Raw genomic sequence first — 20,482 nt, 5'->3', positions numbered from 1 at the left:
GCCTAGGAGAGCTTGGCCGCGACGATTTCGGTCAGGTCGACCAGGCGGCTCGAGTAGCCCCACTCGTTGTCGTACCAGCCGACGACCTTCACCTGGTTGCCGAGGACCTTGGTCAGCCCGGAGTCGAAGATGCACGACGACGGGTCCGTGACGATGTCGGAGGACACGATGGGCTCCTCCGTGTAGGAGAGGTAGCCCTTGAGCGACCCGTCGGCCGCGGCTGCCTTGAAGGCCGCGTTGACTTCCTCGGTCGTGACCTCGCGGCCCACGGTGACCGTGAGGTCGGTTGCGGAGCCGGTGGGCACGGGCACGCGGACGGCGTAGCCGTCGAGCTTGCCCTTGAGCTCGGGAAGGACGAGGCCGATGGCCTTGGCCGCACCCGTGGAGGTGGGGACCATGTTGATCGCGGCGGCGCGGGCGCGCCGCAGGTCCTTGTGGGGGCCGTCCTGCAGGTTCTGGTCGGCGGTGTACGCGTGGATCGTCGTCATGAGGCCGCGCTCGATGCCGAAGGAGTCGTTCAGGACCTTCGCGAGGGGGCCGAGGCAGTTCGTGGTGCACGACGCGTTCGAGATGATGTGGTGGTTCTCGGGGTCGTAGTCGCCGTCGTTGACGCCGAGCACGACGGTGAGGTCCTCGTCGGTGGCGGGCGCGGAGATCAGGACCTTCGTCGCTCCGGCGTCGATGTGCTTCTGTGCGTCGGACGCCTTGGTGAAGAAGCCGGTGGACTCGATGACGATGTCGACGCCGAGGTCCTTCCAGGGCAGGTTCGCCGGATCGCGCTCGGCCAGGACCTTCACGCGCTTGCCGCCGACGACGAGGTCGCCGCCCTCGACCTCGACAGAGGCCTTCAACCGGCCGGTCACGGAGTCGTACTTCAGCAGGTGCGCGAGGGCCTCGGGGCTGGTGAGGTCGTTGACCGCGACGATCTCGAGGTCCGCTCCCTGCTCGAGGGCCGCACGGAAGTAGTTGCGGCCGATGCGGCCGAAGCCATTGATTCCAACGCGAGTAGTCATTGGTGTCCATCTCCTTCGTAGGTGGTGCCGCCTTGCTGACCGCTCTCGGGCGATACCGGCGACGAATAGATCTGTACCGGGCACACCGTCGTGCCGAAATTCTCGGGTCCTGCTGGTTCTGCTGGTGTTGCTGCACCGGCGTGTGCCGGAACGGTACCGGGCGGATCGACCTGCACTGCTCCAACCTTACTCAGCGCGGCACCAGGACCGCACTCATGACGCCGGCCGCCCGACCGGATGAGCGTCATGCCCACCCGACCGGGACGCCGGGCAGGTCAGGCGCCGGGGGTGATGAGGCTTGACGCCCCGGTGCGTGCTGCCTGGAAGCGGGTCTGGACGTCGGCCCAGTTCACCAGGTTCCACCACGCCTTCACGTAGTCGGGCTTCACGTTGACGTAGTCCAGGTAGAAGGCGTGCTCCCACATGTCGAGCATCAGCAGCGGGATGGTGCCCACGGGCACGTTGCCCTGCTGGTCGTAAAGCTGCTCGATGACGATGTTCTTGCCCAGCGGCTCGTAGGCGAGGACGGCCCACCCGGAGCCCTGCAGCGAGGTGGCCGCTGCAGTGAAGTGCGCGCGGAACGCGTCGAAGGAGCCGAACGCGTCGTCGAGGGCCGCGGCGAGCTCGCCCTCGGGCTTGTCGCCTCCCTCGGGGGACATGTTCTTCCAGAAGATGCTGTGGTTGATGACGCCGCCGACGTGGAACGCGAGGTCCTTGGAGAGCTTCGGGATGGTGCCGAACGCGCCCTTCTCGCGGGCCTCGGCGAGCTGCGCGAGGGCGTCGTTGGCGCCCTTGACGTAGGTGGCCTGGTGCTTGGAGTGGTGCAGTTCCATGATCCGCCCGGAGATGTGCGGTTCCAGGGCGGCGTAGTCGTAGTCAAGATCCGGCAGTACGTATTCGCTCACGTAGTCCTCCATGTAGTGATCTCGGTACCCGCACGATCGGCGGACCCGCAGGGAGTCCGGATGGCAGGCATCCCGCTGATCAGAAGCGGGCTTGCTGTTCCATCCTATGCACTCGGCTCATTCGTCGAGCATGTCCGCGGTCACATTCGCATCGGTGCCCGGGATCCCGATGTCCGACGCCCTCTTGTCCGCCATCGCGAGCAGCCGCCGGATCCGCCCGGCGATCGCGTCCTTGGTCATCGGGGGATCCGCGAGCCGACCGAGTTCGTCGAGGCTCGCCTGCTTGTGGGCGACGCGCAGCTCGCCCGCATAGCGCAGGTGGTCGGGGACGTTCTCCCCGAGGATCTCGAGGGCGCGTTCCACGCGGGCACCGGCGGCGACGGCGGCCTGGGCCGAGCGGCGCAGGTTCGCGTCGTCGAAATTCGCGAGGCGGTTGGCGGTCGCGCGGACCTCCTTGCGCATGCGGCGCTCCTCCCACACCATCAGGGCGTCGTGGGCCCCCATGCGGGTCAGGAGGGCGGCGATGGTGTCGCCATCGCGGATCACCACGCGGTCGACGCCGCGTACCTCGCGGGCCTTCGCCGCGATGTCGAGCCGGCGGGCCGCCCCGACGAGGGCGAGGGCCGATTCCGGCCCCGGGCACGTGACCTCGAGGGACGAGGACCGGCCGGGTTCGGTGAGGGAGCCGTGGGCGAGGAACGCTCCACGCCACACCGCTTCGGCGTCCGCCGTCGAGCCGTTGACGACGGCGGACGGCAGGCCGCGGACGGGCCGTCCACGGCTGTCGAGCAGCCCGGTCTGGCGGGCGAGGGACTCGCCGTCACGGACGACGCGCACCACGTAGCGGTTGCCGCGCTTGAGGCCGCCTCCCGTCACCACGATGATGTCGCTGTTGTGGCCGTACACCTCGGCGATGGCCGCCCGCAGCCGGCGGGCCGTGGACGCGAGATCCACTTCGGCCTCGATGACGATCCGGCCGGAGATGATGTGGAGGCCGCCGGCGAACCTGAGCAGTGCGGACACCTCGGCCTTGCGCACGGAGGACTTCTTGACGTCGAGGTGCGAGAGCTCCTCCTTGACGTCGGCGGTCAGTGCCACAGATACACTCCTAGATCTCCGCGAACATGTCGTTGTAGGACGTCGCCAGGCGCAGCGGATCATGCACGGGGTTGCCGGTCGAAACTCCCACTCTACCGAAGACGGCGCGCCCGCCCATCCCGGCGACGGCGCTCTCGAACTCCGTCCGGTCCGCCACGACCGAGGGGTCGACGAGGACGACGTCGACCTTGAGGTCGGGCGCGTACCGCGAGATCACATTGAGGTGGTCGATGGCGCTCATGCCCAGGGTCTCCCGGGTGTCGTTGCTCAGGTTCATGGTGAGGCACCGGCGGGCGGAGGTGCGGCACAGCGCGTCGCGCAGCTCCGGCAGGAGCAGGTGCGGCAGCACGGAGGTGTACCAGGATCCGGGCCCGAGGATCACCCAGTCGGCCGCCTCGACGGCCTCCAGGGCGTCGTTGCAGGCCGGGGCGTCGCCGGGGACCAGCCGCACGTTGCTCACATTGCCGGTGTCCGCGGCGACCGCGAGCTTCGCCTGCCCCGACACCGTGGTCGAGCGCAGCGACCCGCCGGCCTCGCTCAGCACGTCGCCCTCGATGGTCAGGGGCACGCTCGCCATGGGCAGCACCCGGCCGCGCGCGCCCAGCAGCGCTCCGGCCCACTGCAGGCCGGCGACCGGGTCGCCGAGCAGCTCCCACAGCGTGACGATCAGGAGGTTCCCCATCGCGTGGTCGTGGAGGGATCCCTCCTCACCGTTCCGGGAGGAGAAGCGGTGCTGCATGACGTCGCGCCAGGTGCGCCCCCAGTCCGTGTCGTCGCACAGGGCCGCCAGCGCCATCCGGAGGTCCCCCGGCGGCAGCACCCCGAGTTCCCGCCGAAGCCGCCCGGAGGATCCGCCGTCGTCGGCGACCGTCACGATCGCGGTCAGTTCCTGCGTCAGGAGGCGCAGCGCCGACAGGGACGCCGAGAGCCCGTGGCCGCCGCCGAGGGCGACGACGGTGGGGCCCGCGCCCTGGCCGTCCCCGGAGCGGCGTGCCGGCGGGACGAGGGGCAGCGATCCGGACATCATCGCGGCTACTCGCGTCCGAGGTCGCGGTGGTGGGCCGAGACCTGGACGCCGGGCAGCTGCGCGAGCCGCTTCGCCATCTCCTCCGTCACGGCCACCGAGCGATGCTTCCCGCCGGTGCAGCCGACGGCGATGGTCGCGTAGTGCTTGTTCTCGCGGCGATACCCGTCGAGGACGGGCACCAGGGCGTCCACGTACTTGTCGATGAAGTCCGCTGCGCCCTGCGCGCCGAGGACGTACTCGCGCACCGGTGTGTCGAGCCCGGTCTGGGGCCGGAGAGCGGGCACCCAGTGAGGATTCGGGATGAAGCGGACGTCGGCCACGTAGTTCGCGTCCACCGGGAGCCCGTACTTGAAGCCGAAGCTCATGACGTTGAGGCGCAGGACGATGGGGCCCGAGTCGGAGAACAGCTCCGTGACCGTGGTCGCGAGGGCGTGCACGTTCAGCTTGGTCGTGTCGATCACGACGTCGGAGGACTGCTTGAGCTCCTTCAGCACCTCGCGTTCGGCGGCGATGCCATCCAGGATCCGCCCGTCGGCCTGCAGCGGGTGCGGCCGACGGCCCTGCTCGAAGCGCCGCACGAGGACGTCGTCGTCGGCGTCCAGGAACAGGACACGGTGGTGGACGCCCGCGGCCCGGAGGGCGTCCAGGGACGCCTTGATGTCGTCGAAGAGCTCCTTGCCGCGCACGTCGACGACGACGGCCAGCTTCGGGATGGACTGCGGCGTGCGGGCCACGAGCTCCGTCAGCGTGGTGAGCATCTGGGGCGGGAGGTTCTCGACGACGTACCAGCCGTGGTCCTCGAGCGCGTTCGCGGCGGTGCTGCGGCCGGCGCCGGACATGCCGGTCACCACCAGCAGCTCGGACTCGGTGGGTTTGACCGGCGTCAGGCTCGTGGCCTCAGTCATCGTGGTGGGTCCGTTCCGGCTCGACGGGCTTCCCGGTGGTCCGGCGTTCCCTGGGGTGTGCATTCGGTGCATTCGGTGCATTCCCGGCGGCACGACCGGCCGCCGTGCCTCAGCCTAGCTAATCTTCGATGATCTCGCCCGTGGTCATGTTCACGGCCGGCGCTGCGGCCTCGTCGGCCGCGAGCGACGCGCGGATCGTCCGGGCGAGGGCGGGGCCCACCCCCGGGACCCCGACGAGTTCCTCGACGCTTGCGGCGCGGATCTTCTTGACGGACCCGAAGTGCTTGAGCAGGGCCTTGCGCTTGGCCGGTCCCAGCCCGGCGACCTCGTCGAGGGCTGACGCCGTCATGGACTTCCCTCGTTTCTGGCGGTGGAACGTGATCGCGAACCGGTGCGCCTCGTCGCGGATGCGCTGCAGGAGGAAGAGCCCCTCCGACGCGCGCGGCAGGATGACCGGGAATTCGCTGTCCGGGACCCAGACCTCCTCGAGCCGCTTCGCGAGCCCGACCACGAAGACGTCGTCGATGCCCAGGTCCTGCAGCGCGCGGGCGGCTGCCGCCACCTGGGGCGGTCCGCCGTCGACGACGACGAGGTTCGGCGGGTAGGCGAAGCGGTTGCGTGTGATCGCCGTCGTCGTGTCCCTTATGGGCGTGCCCGTCTCGTCGACGTCGGGGTGTTCGAGCACCGACGCGTCGTCGTCCACGGGGTCGACGTCCGGATCCGGGGCGGCGGCGTCCCGCGGAGCACCGTCCTTCCCCGCCAGGTAGTTGCGGAAGCGGCGGTGGATGACGTCGTACATGGAGGCGGTGTCGTCCCGTGCGGCGTCACCGGTGATGGAGAACTTGCGGTACTCGGACTTCCGGGGCAGGCCGTCCTCGACGACCACCATCGACGCCACCACGTTGGTGCCCTGGACGTGCGAGATGTCGAAGCACTCGATGCGCATCAGGGGCTGCGGCAGATCGAGCGCCTCCTGAAGCTCCTGCAGCGCGGCGGAGCGCGTGGTGATGTCCCCGGCCCGGCGGCTCTTGTGGAGGCGCAGGGCGTCGGCGGCGTTCTGCTCCACGGTGCCCATGAGCGTTGCCTTGTCACCGCGCTGCGGCACCCTCACCTCCACCCGGGACCCGCGCAGGCCCCGCAGCCACTCGAGCATCTGCTCCCCGTTGCTGGGCAGGACCGGGACGAGGACCTCACGGGGGATCTGCTCGCTGCTGCTGCTGCCCTCGCCGTACACCTGCTGCAGCAGGTGCTCCACGAGGTCCGCGGTGTCCATGTCCTCGACCTTCTCCACGACCCACCCGCGCTGGCCCCGGATGCGGCCGCCCCGGACGTGGAAGACCTGGGCCGCCGCCTCCAGGTCGTCCTCCTTGAGGGCGAAGATGTCGGCGTCGGTCTCCTCGCTGAGGACGACGGTGTTGCGTTCGAAGACCCGGCGGAGGGCGGCGATGTCGTCGCGCAGGCGGGCCGCGGACTCGTAGTCCAGCTCGGCGACCGCCGCGGCCATCTGCCGCTCGAGGCCGGCGATGAACTTCTTCGCCTCCCCGGACATGAACTCGCAGAACTGGCCGGCGAGGGCCTTGTGGTCCTCGGGGCTGATGCGTCCCACGCACGGCGCGGAGCATTTGTCGATGTACCCGAGGAGGCAGGGCCGCCCGGTGCGTTCGGCCCGCTTGAACACGCCGGTGCTGCAGGTGCGGACCGGGAAGACGCGCAGCATGGTGTCCACGGTCTCGCGGATGGCCTTCGCCGGGTAGAAGGGCCCGAAGTACCGCGTGTCCTTCTTCTTGTCCCCGCGCAGGACCTGCACGCGCGGGTACTTCTCCCCCATGGTCACCGCCAGGTAGGGGTAGGACTTGTCATCGCGGAACATCACGTTGAACCGCGGGTTGAATTCCTTGATCCACGTGTACTCGAGCTGCAGCGCCTCGAGCTCACTCCCGACGACGGTCCACTCGACGCTCGCCGCGGTGAAGACCATGCTGCGCGTCTTTGCCAGCAGGCCCTGCGGGCTCGCGAAGTAGGAGTTCAGGCGCGAGCGGAGGTTCTTGGCCTTGCCCACGTAGATGACCCGGCCGTGCTCGTCGCGGAAGCGGTACACGCCCGGATCCACGGGGATCTCGCCGGTCTTCGGACGGTAGGTTACTGGGTTCGCCACGTCCTTCATCCTATGGCCGTGCGGTGACACGGCCTCGCCCGCGGCCCGGCTTTCCGCTGACGGCTGCACGGGGGCTGCACCGCTGACGGATGGGTTGGTGGCCGGCTACTCCGTCGGGGGACTCTGGTTGTAGGAGGGCACGCGCTCCTGGCCGGTGAGGGCGGCGATACCGTCCATGATGGCGTCCGTAGTGCTCCGGCGGGCGGGCAGCGCGTGCCCCGGTCCGGTCTTCTCGAAGACGAGCGGCTCTCCGATCCGCAGCGTGAAGTGCTGGGGCCTGATGCCCTTCCCGCCGGCCGGCTGCAGCGCGTCGGTGCCGATCAGGCCGACGGGCAGCACGGGCGCTCCGGTGGTCAGGGCGAGCCAGCCGACGCCGGTCCTCCCCCGGTAGAGCCGCCCGTCGCGCGAGCGGGTCCCCTCCGGGTAGATGCCGACGCCGTCGCCCTGCTCGAGGAGGTCGAGGAGGGTCCGGAGGGCCTGCACACTGGCGGCCTGCTGGCCGCGTTCCACGGGGATGGACCCCACGCCCTCGAAGAACCCCTTCATGAGGGCACCCTTCACGCCGGTCCCGGTGAAGTACTCGGCCTTCGCGAAGAACGCGACCGGTCGGGGCATGAGGGCCTGCACCAGCACGCTGTCGAGGAAGGACAGGTGGTTCGGGGCCACGATGAACGGGCCGTCCACGGGCACGTTGCCGAGCCCTTCGACGGTGGGGCGGCACAGGCCCGCGATGAGCCCGCGCGTGGTGCTGCGGGTCAGGTCATAGATGCCCACGCAGCACCTCCAGGAGCTCGCCGGCGGACCCGACGACGGCGGTGGCGCCCGCCGCCTCGAGCTCGCCGGGCGCCGCGAAGCCCCAGGCGACGCCGATGCACGCCAGACCGTTCGCGGCCGCGCCCTCCACGTCGTGGTGCCGGTCACCGACCATGACGGCGCGTCCCGCGGGGGCGGCGACGTACCCGTGGTGCTCGAGCGCTGCGCGGATGATGGGCGTCTTGCCGTTCGCGGTCGCCGTCTCGTCGCGCGGCGAGCCGTGGACGGAGGAGAAGAGGTGCCGGAGCCCCTGCGCGGCGAGGAGTTCCTCGGCGAGCCACTCGGGCTTCTGGGTGGCGACGGCGACGGTCGCGCCGCCGTCGAGCAGTGCCTGCACGCAGCGGGCGATGCCCGGGTAGGGGCGGCTCGCGGACAGGCCGGTAGCCACATAGCCGGCGCGGTAGGTGGCGACGACGTCGGGGACCCGCGCGGCGGGGACACCGGCCGTCGCGGTCAGGGAATGGGCGAGGGACGGCCCGATCATCGCCTGGAGTACGCCGGCGGGCGGGACGGGGAACCCGTGGTGCTCCAGGGCGGCACCGATGCCTCCCGTGATCGTCCCTGCCGGGTCGACGAGCGTTCCGTCGAGGTCGAACAGGATCAGCGCACGCGTATTTGCCACCGGCCAAGTTTGCCACGGAACCGGGAGGGCAGGAGTCATCGGTGCCCTCCCGGGTCCGCCGGCGCCGCAGGAGGTTACCCGGCGGCCTTGGCGAGGATCTCCTTCAGGAAGGTGCCCGTGTAGCTGCGCTCGTTCTTCGAGACCTGCTCCGGCGTACCGGTCGCGATGATCTGGCCGCCGCCGGAACCGCCGTCGGGCCCGAGGTCGATCACCCAGTCCGCGCTCTTGATGACGTCGAGGTTGTGCTCGATCGTGATGACGGTGTTGCCCTTGTCCACGAGGCCCTGCAGCACCACCAGGAGCTTGCGGATGTCCTCGAAGTGCAGGCCCGTGGTCGGCTCGTCGAGCACGTAGATGCTGCGACCGTTCGATCGCTTCTGCAGTTCGCTCGCGAGCTTCACGCGCTGGGCCTCGCCGCCGGAGAGCGTGGTGGCGGGCTGCCCGAGCCGGACGTAGCCGAGGCCCACCTCCACGAGGGTGTTGAGATGCCGGGCGATCGGGCTGAACGCCGCGAAGAACTCGGCCCCCTCCTCGATCGGCATGTCCAGGACGTCGGCGATGGTCTTGCCCTTGTAATGGACCTCGAGCGTCTCGCGGTTGTACCGCGCACCGTGGCACACCTCGCAGGGCACGTAGACGTCGGGCAGGAAGTTCATCTCGATCTTGAGGGTGCCGTCGCCGGAGCACGCCTCGCAGCGGCCGCCCTTGACGTTGAAGGAGAACCGGCCGGGCAGGTATCCGCGGACCTTCGCCTCGGTCGTCTCGGCGAAGAGCTTTCGGATGTTGTCGAAGACGCCCGTGTAGGTGGCGGGGTTCGAGCGCGGGGTGCGGCCGATGGGGCTCTGGTCCACGTGGATGACCTTGTCGAGGTGCTCCAGCCCGTCGATCCGCTTGTGCCGCCCGGCCACCTGCTTGGCGCCGTTGAGCTTGTTGGCGAGCACCTTGTAGAGGATGTCGTTGACGAGCGTGGACTTGCCCGAGCCGCTGACCCCGGTGACGGCGGTGAGCACACCGAGCGGGATGGTGGCGTCGACGTTCGTGAGGTTGTGCTCGCGCGCGCCGACCACCTTCAGCTGCCGCGACCGGTCGATCTTGCGGCGCTTCGCGGGGATCTCGATCTTCCGGCGCCCCGAGAGGTAGTCGCCGGTCAGCGATCGCTCGTTGGTCAGCAGGTCCTCGAGGAGGCCGGAGTGCACCACCTCGCCACCGTGCTCGCCCGCGCCCGGGCCGATGTCCACGATCCAGTCGGCCTCGGCGATGGTGTCCTCGTCGTGCTCGACGACGATGAGCGTGTTGCCCAGGTTCCGCAGGCGCGTCAGGGTCTCGATCAGGCGGCGGTTGTCCCGCTGGTGCAGGCCGATGGACGGCTCGTCGAGGACGTAGAGCACGCCGACGAGGCCGGAGCCGATCTGCGTGGCGAGCCGGATGCGCTGCGCCTCGCCGCCGGACAGGGTGCCCGAGGCGCGTTCGAGGTTGAGGTATTCGAGGCCGACGTCGAGGAGGAAGGTCAGGCGCGCCTGGATCTCCTTGAGCACCTGGTTGGCAATCTGCGCCTCGCGGCCGGTCAGGACGAGGTTGTCCAGGAAGTCCGCGCAGTCGCGCATCGGCATCGCGGAGACCTCGGCGATGTTCCTGCCGTTGATCAGCACCGAGAGCGAGGCCGGGTTCAGTCGCGCGCCGCCGCACGTGGGGCACGGGATCTCCCGCATGTACTCCTCGTACCGGTCCCTGGCGTGATCCGACTCCGTCTCCAGGTGCTTGCGATGGATGTACTGGATGGCCCCCTCGAAGCCCGTGCTGTACTTCCGTTCCCGCCCGAACCGGTTCTTGTACTGCACCACCACCTTGTGGTCCTTGCCGTACAGCGCGGCCTCGCGGGCGCGGTCCGGCAGCTTGCGCCAGGGCGTCCTGACGTCGAAGTTCAGCTCGGAGGCGAGGCCCTCGAGGAGCCGCGTCCAGTACTCGAGGGTCGCCGTCCCGAGCGACCACGGCGCGATCGCGCCCTCGGCGAGGCTGAGGTCGGGGTTGGGCACGACGAGCTCCTCGTCGACCTCGAGCTTGGTGCCGATGCCCGTGCAGGCGGGGCAGGCACCGAACGGGTTGTTGAACGAGAAGGACCGCGGTTCGACCTCGTCGATGGCGAGCGGGTGCTCGTTGGGGCAGGCCAGGTGCTCGGAGTAGGCGTGCAGGCGTTTGGCGTCGTCCTCGGGGAGGTCGACGAATTCGGCGAGGACGCGGCCCTCGGCGAGCTTGAGGGCCGTCTCCACGGAGTCCGTGAGGCGCTGCCGGATGCCGTCCTTGACCACGAGGCGGTCGATGATGACCTCGATGGTGTGCTTGTACTGCTTGCCCAGCTTGGGCGGGTCGCTCAGCTGGATGAGTTTGCCGTCCACCCTGGCCCGGGAGTAGCCCTTGGCCGTGAGCTCCTGGAAGAGGTCGACGAACTCCCCCTTGCGGGCGCGGACCACGGGGGCGAGGACCTGGAAGCGTGTGCCTTCCTCGAGTTCGAGAAGCTGGTCCACGATCTGCTGGGGGGTCTGCTTGGCGACCGGCTCGCCGCAGACGGGGCAGTGCGGGCGTCCCACGCGTGCCCACAGCAGGCGCATGTAGTCGTAGATCTCGGTGATCGTGCCCACGGTGGAACGGGGATTCTTGCTGGTGGACTTCTGGTCGATCGAGACCGCGGGCGAGAGGCCTTCGATGAAGTCGACGTCGGGCTTGTCCACCTGGCCGAGGAACTGCCGGGCGTAGGCGGACAGCGACTCGACGTAGCGGCGCTGTCCCTCCGCGAAGATGGTGTCGAACGCGAGCGAGGACTTACCCGACCCGGAGAGGCCGGTGAAGACGATCATGGCGTCGCGCGGGAGGTCGAGGTCGACGTTCCGCAGGTTGTGCTCGCGTGCACCCTTGACGATCAGCCGGGACAGGTCCTGGGGAGCGGGCTCCGGGTTGTGGGCGTGCTGCTCGAGAGAATTTGCTATAGACACCAGACAACTGTAGGAGAAAAGCCGTTCGAAAGCATATTCGAATAGTTCCGGATCCGCGCTGGTGTTGAGGCCCCGACCGTGCCGTTCACGCTCGGCGCAATGCCGCCTTCAGCATGGCCACTGCTTCGGCCTCCGGTACCCCTGCGGAGTGGACGACGGCGGCGAACGCCTCGGCGGCGTCGGCCACGCGTCGGCGGGCGTCGTCGCCGCCGGCGGCGACGACGGTCCCGGCCCTGCCTCTGGTCTCGACGACGCCGGCCTGCTCCAGCTCGCGGTAGGCGCGGGCCACCGTGTTGGCGGCGATCCCGAGGTGGGTGGCGAGACCGCGCACGGGTGGCAGGCGCGTGCCGACGGGAGCCTTGCCCGCGTTGGCGGCGGCGAGGACGGTCTGCTTGATCTGCTCGAACGGCGGCACGGAGCTCTTCTCGTCCAGCCTGAGCCACCGGGGGATGCCCTGCTCCATGCCCTGTCCCTTCCGTCCCTCATCCGCAGGCCCTGGCCGGGCCGTCCTCCTGGAACCCTACCGCCGCCCCGGCCGCCAGGCGGAGCCGCTCCCCCGGCCCCGCTGCACGGTGCGCGTCCGGGGCGGGGTGTCCTGCCTACACTGTGCTCATGACCGAGCCCCTGCACGACCTCAGCGAAGTGACGATCCGCAGCATCTCCGTGTCGGAGATGGACAACAACGTGTACCTGCTCACGTCGAAGTCCAGCGGCGCGCAGGTGCTGATCGATGCCGCCGACGACGCCCCGGCGATCCTCGCGGTCCTCGCGGACGCGCAGGAGGACACTGACGCCGAGGCGCGCGTGGCGCTGATCGTCTCCACGCACTCGCACTGGGACCACGTGCGGGCCCTCGCCGAGGTGAAGGAGTCGACGATGGCCCGCACCGCGGCCGGGGCGGACGACGTCGCCGACATCGACGTGACGACGGACGTCCCGCTGCAGCACCACGACGTCGGCTCGTTCGAGGGCTTCGAGCTCGAGGCGATCCACCTGCGCGGCCACACGCCCGGCTCCGTCGCGCTCCTGTACCGGGACCCCCACGGACCCGCACACCTGTTCACGGGCGACTCGCTCTTCCCGGGCGGCCTCGGCAATACCCAGGGCGATCCCGACCGCTTCGCGTCCCTGTACGAGGACGTCGTCACGCGGGTCTTCGATTACCTGCCGGACGACACCGTGGTGCATCCGGGCCATGGCAGGGGCACCACGCTCGGGGCGGAGCGGGGCTCGCTGGCGGAGTGGAAGCAGCGCGGCTGGTAGCAGGCGCCCTGCGTCCCGCTCCGCCTGGCCGTCAGGCCGTCCGGTGCCCGACGGCGAAGATGCGGCGGAAGCCGAACACCGTCCCGTGCTCCCCGGCCGGGTACGCCCGGCGCAGCAGTGCGCCGTAGCCGGCCTCGAACTCCTCGGCCTCGTCCGCGGACAGCGCGTCGAGGACCGGCCGCAGGCCCGTGCCGCGTACCCACCCGAGCACGGCGTCCTCCCCCGGCAGCACCTGCTCGTACGTCGTCTCCCAGACGTCCGCCTCCAGCCCCGCGGACAAGAGGATCCCGAGGTAGTCGGAGGGTTCGCCGACGGCGTCGTCGTGGCGCAGGACGCCGTCGAGCCGGGACGCCCAGCGCGGGCTCGCCGCGTGGTCGCGCATGAGCGCGTGCGACGGCGCCGAGAAGTTCCCGGGCACCTGCATCGCGAGCCAGCCCCCCGCCGGGAGCGCCCGGGACCAGCGCTCGAGCAGACCCGCATGACCGGGCACCCACTGGAGTGCGGCATTGGTGACGATCACGTCGTCGTCGCCCGCCGTGTACTCATTCAGGTCGCGGACCTCGAACCGCAGGTTCGGGAGCGCGGGGCGCTGCCGCGCGGCGTCGATCATCTCGGCACTGGAGTCCAGGCCGACCACCTGCGCGTCGGGCCAGCGGTGGGCGAGCGTCTCCGTCAGGTCGCCCGGGCCGCACCCGAGATCGACGACGGTCCGGGGAGCGTCGTGCCCCACCCGCGCGAGGAGGTCGAAGAACGGCCGCCCGCGATGCCCCGCATGGCGGGCGTAGAGTCCAGGGTCCCAGCGCATGGTCCACCCTAACCTCCGCCGAACCGTGCACCGGTAGGCTGAACGGATCATGACAATCCAAGAGCACCTCCCCCGGCACGACGACGGCCGACTCACCGCGGACGCGGTCTACGAGGCCTTCACCGGATGGGCGGCGGGGCGCGGCCTGACCCTCTACCCGGCGCAGGACGAGGCCGCGATGGAGCTCGTCTCGGGCAACAACGTCATACTGGCCACGCCCACCGGGTCGGGGAAGTCCCTCGTGGCGATCGCCGCCCATCTGAAGTCCTTCGCGGAGGGCCGCACCAGCTACTACACGGCCCCGATCAAGGCCCTCGTGTCGGAGAAGTTCTTCGCCCTCTGCGACATCTTCGGCCCGGAGAACGTCGGCATGATCACCGGTGACTCGGGCGTGAACCAGGACGCGCCGATCATCTGCTGCACCGCCGAGATCCTCGCCAACATGGCACTGCGGGAGGGCGCCGAAGCCGACGTCGACACCGTGGTCATGGACGAGTTCCACTTCTACTCGGACCCGCAGCGCGGCTGGGCGTGGCAGGTGCCGCTGCTCGAGCTGCCGCAGGCCCAGTTCCTGCTGATGTCCGCGACCCTCGGCGACGTCACGCGTTTCGAGAAGGACCTCACGGACCGGACCGGTCGGGCGACGGCCACCGTCACGTCCGTGGAGCGGCCCATCCCGCTCCACTACTACTACGTCGAGACGCCCATCCAGGAATCCCTCGAGGAGCTGCTGTCCACGCGGCAGGCCCCCGTCTACGTGGTGCATTTCAGCCAGGCCGAGGCGATCGAACGCGCGCAGAACCTCATGAGCGTCAACGTCTGCACGCGCGAGGAGAAGGACCGCATCGCCGAGCTGATCGCGACGTTCCGTTTCTCCGCCGGCTTCGGCAAGACCCTCAACCGGCTGGTGCGCCACGGCATCGGCGTCCACCACGCCGGGATGCTGCCCAAGTACCGGCGCCTCGTCGAGCAGCTCGCCCAGGCCGGCCTGCTCAAGGTCATCTGCGGCACCGACACCCTCGGCGTGGGCATCAACGTGCCCATCCGCACGGTGCTCCTGACCGCCCTCAGCAAGTACGACGGCGTCCGCACGCGCCTGCTCAACGCGCGGGAGTTCCACCAGATCTCCGGTCGTGCCGGCCGCGCGGGCTACGACACCGCGGGCACCGTCGTCGTTCAGGCCCCCGAGCACGTCGTGGAGAACGCCAAGGCGATGGCGAAGGCAGTGTCCAAGTTCGGCGATGACCAGAAGAAGCTGCGCCAGGTGGTGCGGAAGAAGCCCCAGCAGGGTTTCGTCTCCTGGGGGAAGCCCACCTACGAGCGGCTCGTGGAAAGCATCCCGGACCCCCTGACGTCGTCGTTCGCCGTCAGCCACTCCATGCTCCTGAACCTCCTCGAACGGCCCGGCGACCCCTTCACGGCTGCGAAGCGGCTCCTGACGGAGAACCACGAGACGCGGGCTTCCCAGCTCAGGCTCATGCGCCGCGCCATCGGGATCTACCGCGAACTCGTCACGGCCGGCATCGTGGAGAAACTCCCCGAACCCGAGCCGGACGGCCGCCGGGTGCGCCTCAAGGTGCACCTGCAAGCCAACTTCGCCCTCAACCAGCCGCTCTCGCCGTTCGCGATGGCGAGCCTGGAGCTGCTCGACCCGGAGGCGCCGGGCTACGCGCTCGACGTCGTCTCGGTCATCGAAGCCACGCTCGAGAAACCCCGTCAGGTCCTCAATGCGCAGGAGAAGAAGGCCCGCGGGGAGGCCGTGGCCGCCATGAAGGCCGAGGGCGTCGACTACGACGCCCGGATGGCCCGCCTCGAGGAGGTCAGCTACCCGAAGCCCCTCGAGGAACTGCTGCAGCAGGCCTTCGACGTCTATCGTGCGTCGGCGCCGTGGCTCGGCGACTTCGAGCTGGCCCCGAAGTCCGTGGTGCGGGACATGTACGAGCGGGCCATGAGCTTCGGCGAGTACGTCGCGTTCTACTCCCTGACCCGGTCCGAGGGGATCCTCCTGCGCTACCTCGCCGACTGCTACAAGGCGCTGCGCCACACGGTGCCCGTCGAGGCGCTGCGCGAGGACCTCAGCGACATCCTCGAGTGGCTCGGCGAACTGGTCCGCCAGGTGGACAGCAGCCTGCTCGACGAGTGGACGCAGCTGGCCGCGGGCCTCACGCCGGTCGCCGCGACGGAGGCCGTCGACCTCCCGGACGAGCCGCCGTCCGTCACCTCCAACGAGCGCGCCTTCCGCGTCATGGTGCGCAACGAGATGTTCCAGCGGGTCAAGCTCTTCGCCGACGAGCAGGACGCGGCCCTCGGGACGCTCGACGCGGACTCCGGCTGGACCGCCGAGCGTTGGGCGGAGGCCCTGGACGGCTACTTCGGTGACTACGAGGACATCGACGACGGCCCCGACGCACGCGGCCCGAACCTCCTGCTCATCACGAAGACACCCACGGCGTGGAAGGTGCGGCAGATCCTGAAGGACCCCGAGGGCAACAACGACTGGGGCATCAACGCGGAGATCGACCTCGCGGCATCCGACGAGGCCGGCAGCCCCGTGGTGAGGATCCTCGGCGTCGGAGGCCCGGAGGCCGCCTGACGCGACCTCGCGACCCGACCCGGCACGACCGCCTCCGGCCCGCCGGCTTGGCTAGGGTGGAGGCATGACTAGCATTCGGGAAGCACGGCCGGCGGACGTTCCGGTCATCCTCCAGCTCATCCACGACCTGGCCCTCTACGAGAGGGAACCGGACGCCGTCCGGAACACCGCCGCGTCGCTCGACGCCGCCCTGTTCGGCGAGCACCCCACCATCTACGCCCACGTGGCGGAGGACCGGGGCGAGATCCAGGGCTTCGCCCTCTGGTTCCTCAACTACTCCACCTGGGAGGGTGTCAACGGCATCTACCTCGAGGACCTCTACGTACGGCCGGAGGCGCGCGGAGCCGGACACGGGAAGGCGCTCCTGGCGAACCTCGCCCGGATCGCCACCGAGCGCGGCTACGCCCGCGTGGAATGGTCGGTGCTCAACTGGAACGAACCGTCCATCCGCTTCTACGAGAGCCTCGGAGCGGCGGCACAGTCCGACTGGAGCACGTTCCGGCTGACGGGCGACGCGCTCGCCGACGTCGCCGCCCTGTGAGCATGCCCGCCGCCGCGCGGGACGCCGCCGATCCTGCCGTGGAGCACACCGTGGAGCACACCGTCGACCCGACCGCCGTCATGCGCGGAGTGCGCGCCACGGGCCACGTGTTCCGGGTCCCGCTCGACCACGCGGACCCGGACTCCCCGCGCATCGAGGTGTTCGCCCGCGAGTACTCGTCCACCGATCACGCCGACGACGCCGTGGCGCGGCTTCCCTGGCTCCTGTTCCTGCAGGGCGGACCGGGCGGCCGGGGCGTGCGCATCACCCAGCTCTCGGGCTGGATGAAGGCCGCGGCCCGGGGCTTCCGGATCCTCATGCTGGACCAGCGCGGCACGGGTCTCTCGACGCCGGCGGACGCCGCGACACTAGACGCCCTGCGCACGCCGAAGGAGCAGGCCGACTATCTCGCGCATTTCCGTGCCGACTCGATCGTCGCCGACGCCGAACTCATCCGCCACCGGCTGGGCAGCGGTCCCTGGACGGTCCTCGGGCAGAGCTACGGCGGGTTCTGCACCCTCACCTACCTCTCCCGAGCGCCGGAGGGCATCGAGCGGGCGCTGATCACGGGCGGCCTCGCCCCCCTGGCGGGTTCGCCCGATCAGGTGTTCCGGGCGACGTTCGCGCGCGTCGGGGCACGCAACGCCGAGTACTTCGGGTGGTACCCGGAGGATCGTGACCGCGTCACCCGGATCGCCCGCCACCTGGACCGGGTGGAGGAGTTCCTGCCGAGCGGTGAGCGGCTGACGGTACGGCGGTTCCAGATGGTCGGCTCCTTCCTTGGCGGCAACACGCGCGTCCATGCCCTCCACTATCTTCTGGAGGACGCGTTCACGACGACGGCGGACGGTCCCCGTCTCTCGGCGTCGTTCCTCGAGCAGGTCCACGCCGTCGTGAGCCGGGCCTCGCAGCCGCTGTACGCGGTGCTGCACGAGTCGATCTACTGCCAGGGGCTCGCCTCGTCGTGGTCGGCGGCCCGTGTCCTCGAGGAATACCCGCAGTTCAGGGACGACGCCGGCGAGATCCTCCTCACCGGGGAGATGGTCTATCCCTGGTACTTCGAGGAGGACCCGGCCCTCCGCCCGCTGCAGGCCGTCGCCGACATCCTCGCCGAGAAGGCGGACTGGGGGCCGCTGTACGACGCGGATGTCCTCGCGACCAACATCGTGCCGGCTGCGGCCGCAGTGTACCGCCACGACATCTACGTGGACAGGGACCTGTCGTTGGCGACGGCGGCGTCCGTGCGGAACCTGCAGGTGTGGGAGACGGACGAGTTCCACCACGACGGCATCGCCGACGACGGCGAGGCGATCTTCGAGCGGCTGCTGGAGATGACGCGGAGGTAGCAGCGACCACCGCAGCCCGCGCTCGGGACGCACGGGTCGGGGCCGTTCCACCCATCCGGAACTCACCGGGTGGGCTGGTGATCCGGGTGGCGACCGGTGCGGACCTGGAGGTGCCCGCCACGAGCGGATGCTCCGACGATGTGGATGCAGTCGCGCTCGAGCCCCCGCCAGGGGTGTGCCGTGATGTCTGCCCCTCCGAGCCGGCACGCGAGGCGAGCCAGGGCGGTCATGCCGGGGATCCGGCTTGCCGGTTCCTGCATGTCCACCACGCAGAGGGAACCCGAAGGTGCGGTGAGCCCCTTCATGGTGTCCCATGCCGCCTCCCACGGGGTCATGAGCGACAGTGCGTAGGTCCCCAGGGTGGCGTCGGAGAGCGCCTTTCCTCCCTGTGAGGTGATGGAGGCACTGAGGGAGGCGGCCGAGGAGACGGTCGCGTCGGCCTGGATGAGGATGATGTTGGTCCATCCGCGTCGGTCCGCTTTCCGTCGGGCCTGGGCAAGCATGTGGGCGCTGCGGTCGATACCGATGATGGTTCCGGTGGGACCTATCCGTTCTTTCAGGTGCGCGAAGTTCAGTCCCGTGCCGCACGCGATATCCAGGACCTGATGACCCGGCTCGAGTTCCAGGGAACGGATCCCGAGGAGACGCCCTGCGCGGTACACGGGGATTTCTCCGGACACCAGATCGTAGAACGGGGCGAGGCGACTGTATTCTTCCGCGATCAGAACCACTCCACAGTACGTCGGTGCTGCGAATAGCACGTGAAGCATCAGCTTAGATCCTCGGTGAGCACCACAGAGCACGCCGGGATGAGAGACCGTGTCGAACGAAGGGTTGAGCCGGCAGCATGAGAACCAGCAACGATGTGATCGATCTTCTGGTCGTCGGCGGTGGCACGGCAGGGATTGTCGGAGCGACGACGGCGTCCCGCCTGGGCGCGAGCGTCGTCCTGGTGGAAGGGGACCGCACGGGAGGCGATTGCCTGTGGACGGGATGTGTGCCGTCCAAGACGCTGCTCGCCGCCGCTGCGGGCGCATCCGGCGGTGCGACGACGAGCCCGGCGCGGACCGCCGGATCGGGTTCGGCGGGATCGGATTTCCCGACGGTCAGGAAACGGATCGCGGACGCGATCTCGACGATCGAGCCCGACGATTCACCCGCCGCCCTGAAGGCGGCAGGCGTGACGGTCCGGCACGGTGCTGCCCGTTTCACCGGTCCCGGCCGAGCAGAGATCGACGGCGAGGTCATCCGCTTCCGTCGTGCACTCGTGGCCACCGGGGGTGAGCCCGTCCTTCCCCGGATTCCGGGCCTGGACGCGGTGCCTGTCGTCACCTCCGAGACCGTGTGGGCCCTGACCGAGCTGCCGCGGCGCCTGCTGGTCATCGGTGGCGGGCCGATCGCCTGCGAGTTGGGGCAGGCTTTCGCCCGGCTGGGCGCCGGCGTCGTCATGCTGGTCAGCTCACGGATCCTTCCCAGGGAGGATGCCGACGCCGCGGACATCGTTCGTGCCAGTCTCGCTCGGGACGGCGTGCACATCGTCGAGGGCGTCACGGTGGAGGAGGTGAGCGCGTCCCCTGAGGGCGCTACGGAAGCGGCGAGCCGCGTCCGGATCGGTGACGGCAGGACTTTCCCTGCCGACGCCATCCTTGTAGCAGCGGGACGGAAGCCCCGCACCGAGGGGCTGGGTCTGGAGACCGTCGGAGTGGACCTGGATGAGCAGGGGCACGTACGGGTCGACGCAGCGATGCGGACATCGAGTCCGACGATCTGGGCCGCGGGTGACGTGACCCAGAATCCTGACTTCACGCATCTGGCCGGCGTGCATGCGAGCACGGCCGCGTTCAACGCCGTCCTGGGCGTACGCGGCTCCGTCAGCAGGACGGTGCCACGGGTCACGTTTACGTCGCCCGCGGTCGCGGCCGTGGGCATCACGAGCCCCGAGACGTCGCATCACCGTGTGCGCACGATCGAGCATGCGCACGCGGATCGTGCGATCACCGACGACCAGATCGCCGGCTTCACCCGCTTGATCATCGACAGGCGCGGCAGGATCCTGGGCGGAACCATCGTCGGCCCGAGGGCGGGGGAAACCCTGGGCGAGTTGACTCTCGCCGTCCACCGGAAGCTGACGACGCGCGACCTGGCCGGCGTGACCCACCCGTATCCGACCTACAACGATGCATTGTGGAAGGCCGCGATCGCCGATGCCTACACCACGCTCGACAAGCCCCTGGTTCGCGCTGCCACGTCAGCGCTCGTCCGCCTGACTCGCTGGCGAGGGTCCCGTGCCTCCCGCAGTCAGGCGGCCGGCGCCGCACCCGCCTCCAGGCAGTAGTTCCGTCCGGGAACGACGAAGGACCCCGCACGGCGTGCAGGGTCCTTCGTGTGGTGCGTCCGGGTGCTGCGGCG

Annotated in this window: 17 protein-coding genes; 5 read left to right on the top strand and 12 right to left on the bottom strand. The window is 69.8% G+C overall.

Features of this window, described 5'->3' with window-relative positions:
• Positions 1–2: 2 nt before the first annotated feature.
• From gap to ACX80F_RS13015, 10 genes are all read right to left on the bottom strand, one after another.
• Positions 3–1,013, bottom strand: a complete 1,011-nt coding sequence (gene gap / locus ACX80F_RS13060) for a type I glyceraldehyde-3-phosphate dehydrogenase (protein ID WP_459336832.1) — start codon at positions 1,011–1,013, stop codon at positions 3–5.
• Positions 1,014–1,288: 275 nt separating this feature from the next.
• Positions 1,289–1,918: a superoxide dismutase gene (locus tag ACX80F_RS13055; RefSeq protein ID WP_459336831.1), complete on the bottom strand. Its 630-nt coding sequence runs from the start codon at positions 1,916–1,918 to the stop codon at positions 1,289–1,291.
• Positions 1,919–2,035: 117 nt separating this feature from the next.
• On the bottom strand, positions 2,036–3,016 hold the full coding sequence (gene whiA / locus ACX80F_RS13050; protein ID WP_459336830.1) for a DNA-binding protein WhiA: 981 nt from the start codon (positions 3,014–3,016) through the stop codon (positions 2,036–2,038).
• A 10-nt stretch (positions 3,017–3,026) separates the two neighbouring features.
• Positions 3,027–4,043 (bottom strand): gluconeogenesis factor YvcK family protein, encoded by a 1,017-nt coding sequence (locus tag ACX80F_RS13045; RefSeq protein WP_459336829.1) that lies wholly within the window; start codon positions 4,041–4,043, stop codon positions 3,027–3,029.
• Positions 4,044–4,048: 5 nt separating this feature from the next.
• Complete coding sequence (gene rapZ, locus ACX80F_RS13040; protein ID WP_459336828.1) at positions 4,049–4,948, bottom strand: RNase adapter RapZ; 900 nt, start codon at positions 4,946–4,948, stop codon at positions 4,049–4,051.
• 118 nt (positions 4,949–5,066) lie between these two features.
• Positions 5,067–7,103: an excinuclease ABC subunit UvrC gene (gene uvrC, locus ACX80F_RS13035; RefSeq protein WP_459336827.1), complete on the bottom strand. Its 2,037-nt coding sequence runs from the start codon at positions 7,101–7,103 to the stop codon at positions 5,067–5,069.
• 105 nt (positions 7,104–7,208) lie between these two features.
• Positions 7,209–7,877 (bottom strand): lysophospholipid acyltransferase family protein, encoded by a 669-nt coding sequence (locus ACX80F_RS13030; RefSeq protein ID WP_459336826.1) that lies wholly within the window; start codon positions 7,875–7,877, stop codon positions 7,209–7,211.
• Positions 7,864–8,538: an HAD hydrolase-like protein gene (locus tag ACX80F_RS13025; RefSeq protein WP_459336825.1), complete on the bottom strand. Its 675-nt coding sequence runs from the start codon at positions 8,536–8,538 to the stop codon at positions 7,864–7,866. Before ACX80F_RS13025 ends, ACX80F_RS13030 begins: the two co-directional genes overlap by 14 nt.
• Positions 8,539–8,612: 74 nt before the next feature.
• On the bottom strand, positions 8,613–11,525 hold the full coding sequence (uvrA, locus tag ACX80F_RS13020; RefSeq protein ID WP_459336824.1) for an excinuclease ABC subunit UvrA: 2,913 nt from the start codon (positions 11,523–11,525) through the stop codon (positions 8,613–8,615).
• An 85-nt stretch (positions 11,526–11,610) separates the two neighbouring features.
• Positions 11,611–11,988 (bottom strand): GntR family transcriptional regulator, encoded by a 378-nt coding sequence (locus ACX80F_RS13015; RefSeq protein WP_459336823.1) that lies wholly within the window; start codon positions 11,986–11,988, stop codon positions 11,611–11,613.
• Between the two features lie 149 nt (positions 11,989–12,137).
• Here ACX80F_RS13015 and ACX80F_RS13010 point away from each other — a divergent pair, with 149 nt between their 5' ends.
• Positions 12,138–12,788 carry an MBL fold metallo-hydrolase gene (locus ACX80F_RS13010; RefSeq protein ID WP_459336822.1) on the top strand — a complete coding sequence of 217 codons (651 nt, stop codon included), beginning with the start codon at positions 12,138–12,140 and terminating at the stop codon, positions 12,786–12,788.
• A 31-nt stretch (positions 12,789–12,819) separates the two neighbouring features.
• Here ACX80F_RS13010 and ACX80F_RS13005 read toward each other — a convergent pair whose 3' ends face one another.
• Complete coding sequence (locus ACX80F_RS13005; RefSeq protein ID WP_459336821.1) at positions 12,820–13,593, bottom strand: trans-aconitate 2-methyltransferase; 774 nt, start codon at positions 13,591–13,593, stop codon at positions 12,820–12,822.
• Between the two features lie 49 nt (positions 13,594–13,642).
• Here ACX80F_RS13005 and ACX80F_RS13000 point away from each other — a divergent pair, with 49 nt between their 5' ends.
• The 3 genes from ACX80F_RS13000 (at position 13,643) to ACX80F_RS12990 (ending at position 18,073) form a co-directional block, all read left to right on the top strand.
• Positions 13,643–16,186 (top strand): DEAD/DEAH box helicase, encoded by a 2,544-nt coding sequence (locus ACX80F_RS13000; protein ID WP_459336820.1) that lies wholly within the window; start codon positions 13,643–13,645, stop codon positions 16,184–16,186.
• Positions 16,187–16,250: 64 nt separating this feature from the next.
• Positions 16,251–16,727, top strand: coding sequence for a GNAT family N-acetyltransferase (locus ACX80F_RS12995; protein WP_459336819.1), 477 nt, complete (start codon positions 16,251–16,253; stop codon positions 16,725–16,727).
• A 2-nt stretch (positions 16,728–16,729) separates the two neighbouring features.
• The gene (locus ACX80F_RS12990) at positions 16,730–18,073 is read left to right on the top strand and encodes an alpha/beta fold hydrolase (RefSeq protein ID WP_459336868.1); all 1,344 of its coding nucleotides are present in this window, start codon (positions 16,730–16,732) and stop codon (positions 18,071–18,073) included.
• A gap of 62 nt (positions 18,074–18,135) precedes the next feature.
• Here the strand turns inward: ACX80F_RS12990 and ACX80F_RS12985 are convergent, their stop codons facing one another.
• Positions 18,136–18,843 carry a class I SAM-dependent methyltransferase gene (locus ACX80F_RS12985; protein WP_459336818.1) on the bottom strand — a complete coding sequence of 236 codons (708 nt, stop codon included), beginning with the start codon at positions 18,841–18,843 and terminating at the stop codon, positions 18,136–18,138.
• A gap of 77 nt (positions 18,844–18,920) precedes the next feature.
• Between ACX80F_RS12985 and ACX80F_RS12980 the strand changes: the two genes are divergently transcribed.
• On the top strand, positions 18,921–20,408 hold the full coding sequence (locus tag ACX80F_RS12980; protein WP_459336817.1) for a dihydrolipoyl dehydrogenase family protein: 1,488 nt from the start codon (positions 18,921–18,923) through the stop codon (positions 20,406–20,408).
• Positions 20,409–20,482 lie beyond the last annotated feature (74 nt).

It is taken from the genome of Arthrobacter sp. TMS2-4, from assembly GCF_054511075.1.
Note: the sequence above shows the minus strand (reverse complement) of the source record. Positions and strands in the feature narration are given on the sequence as shown.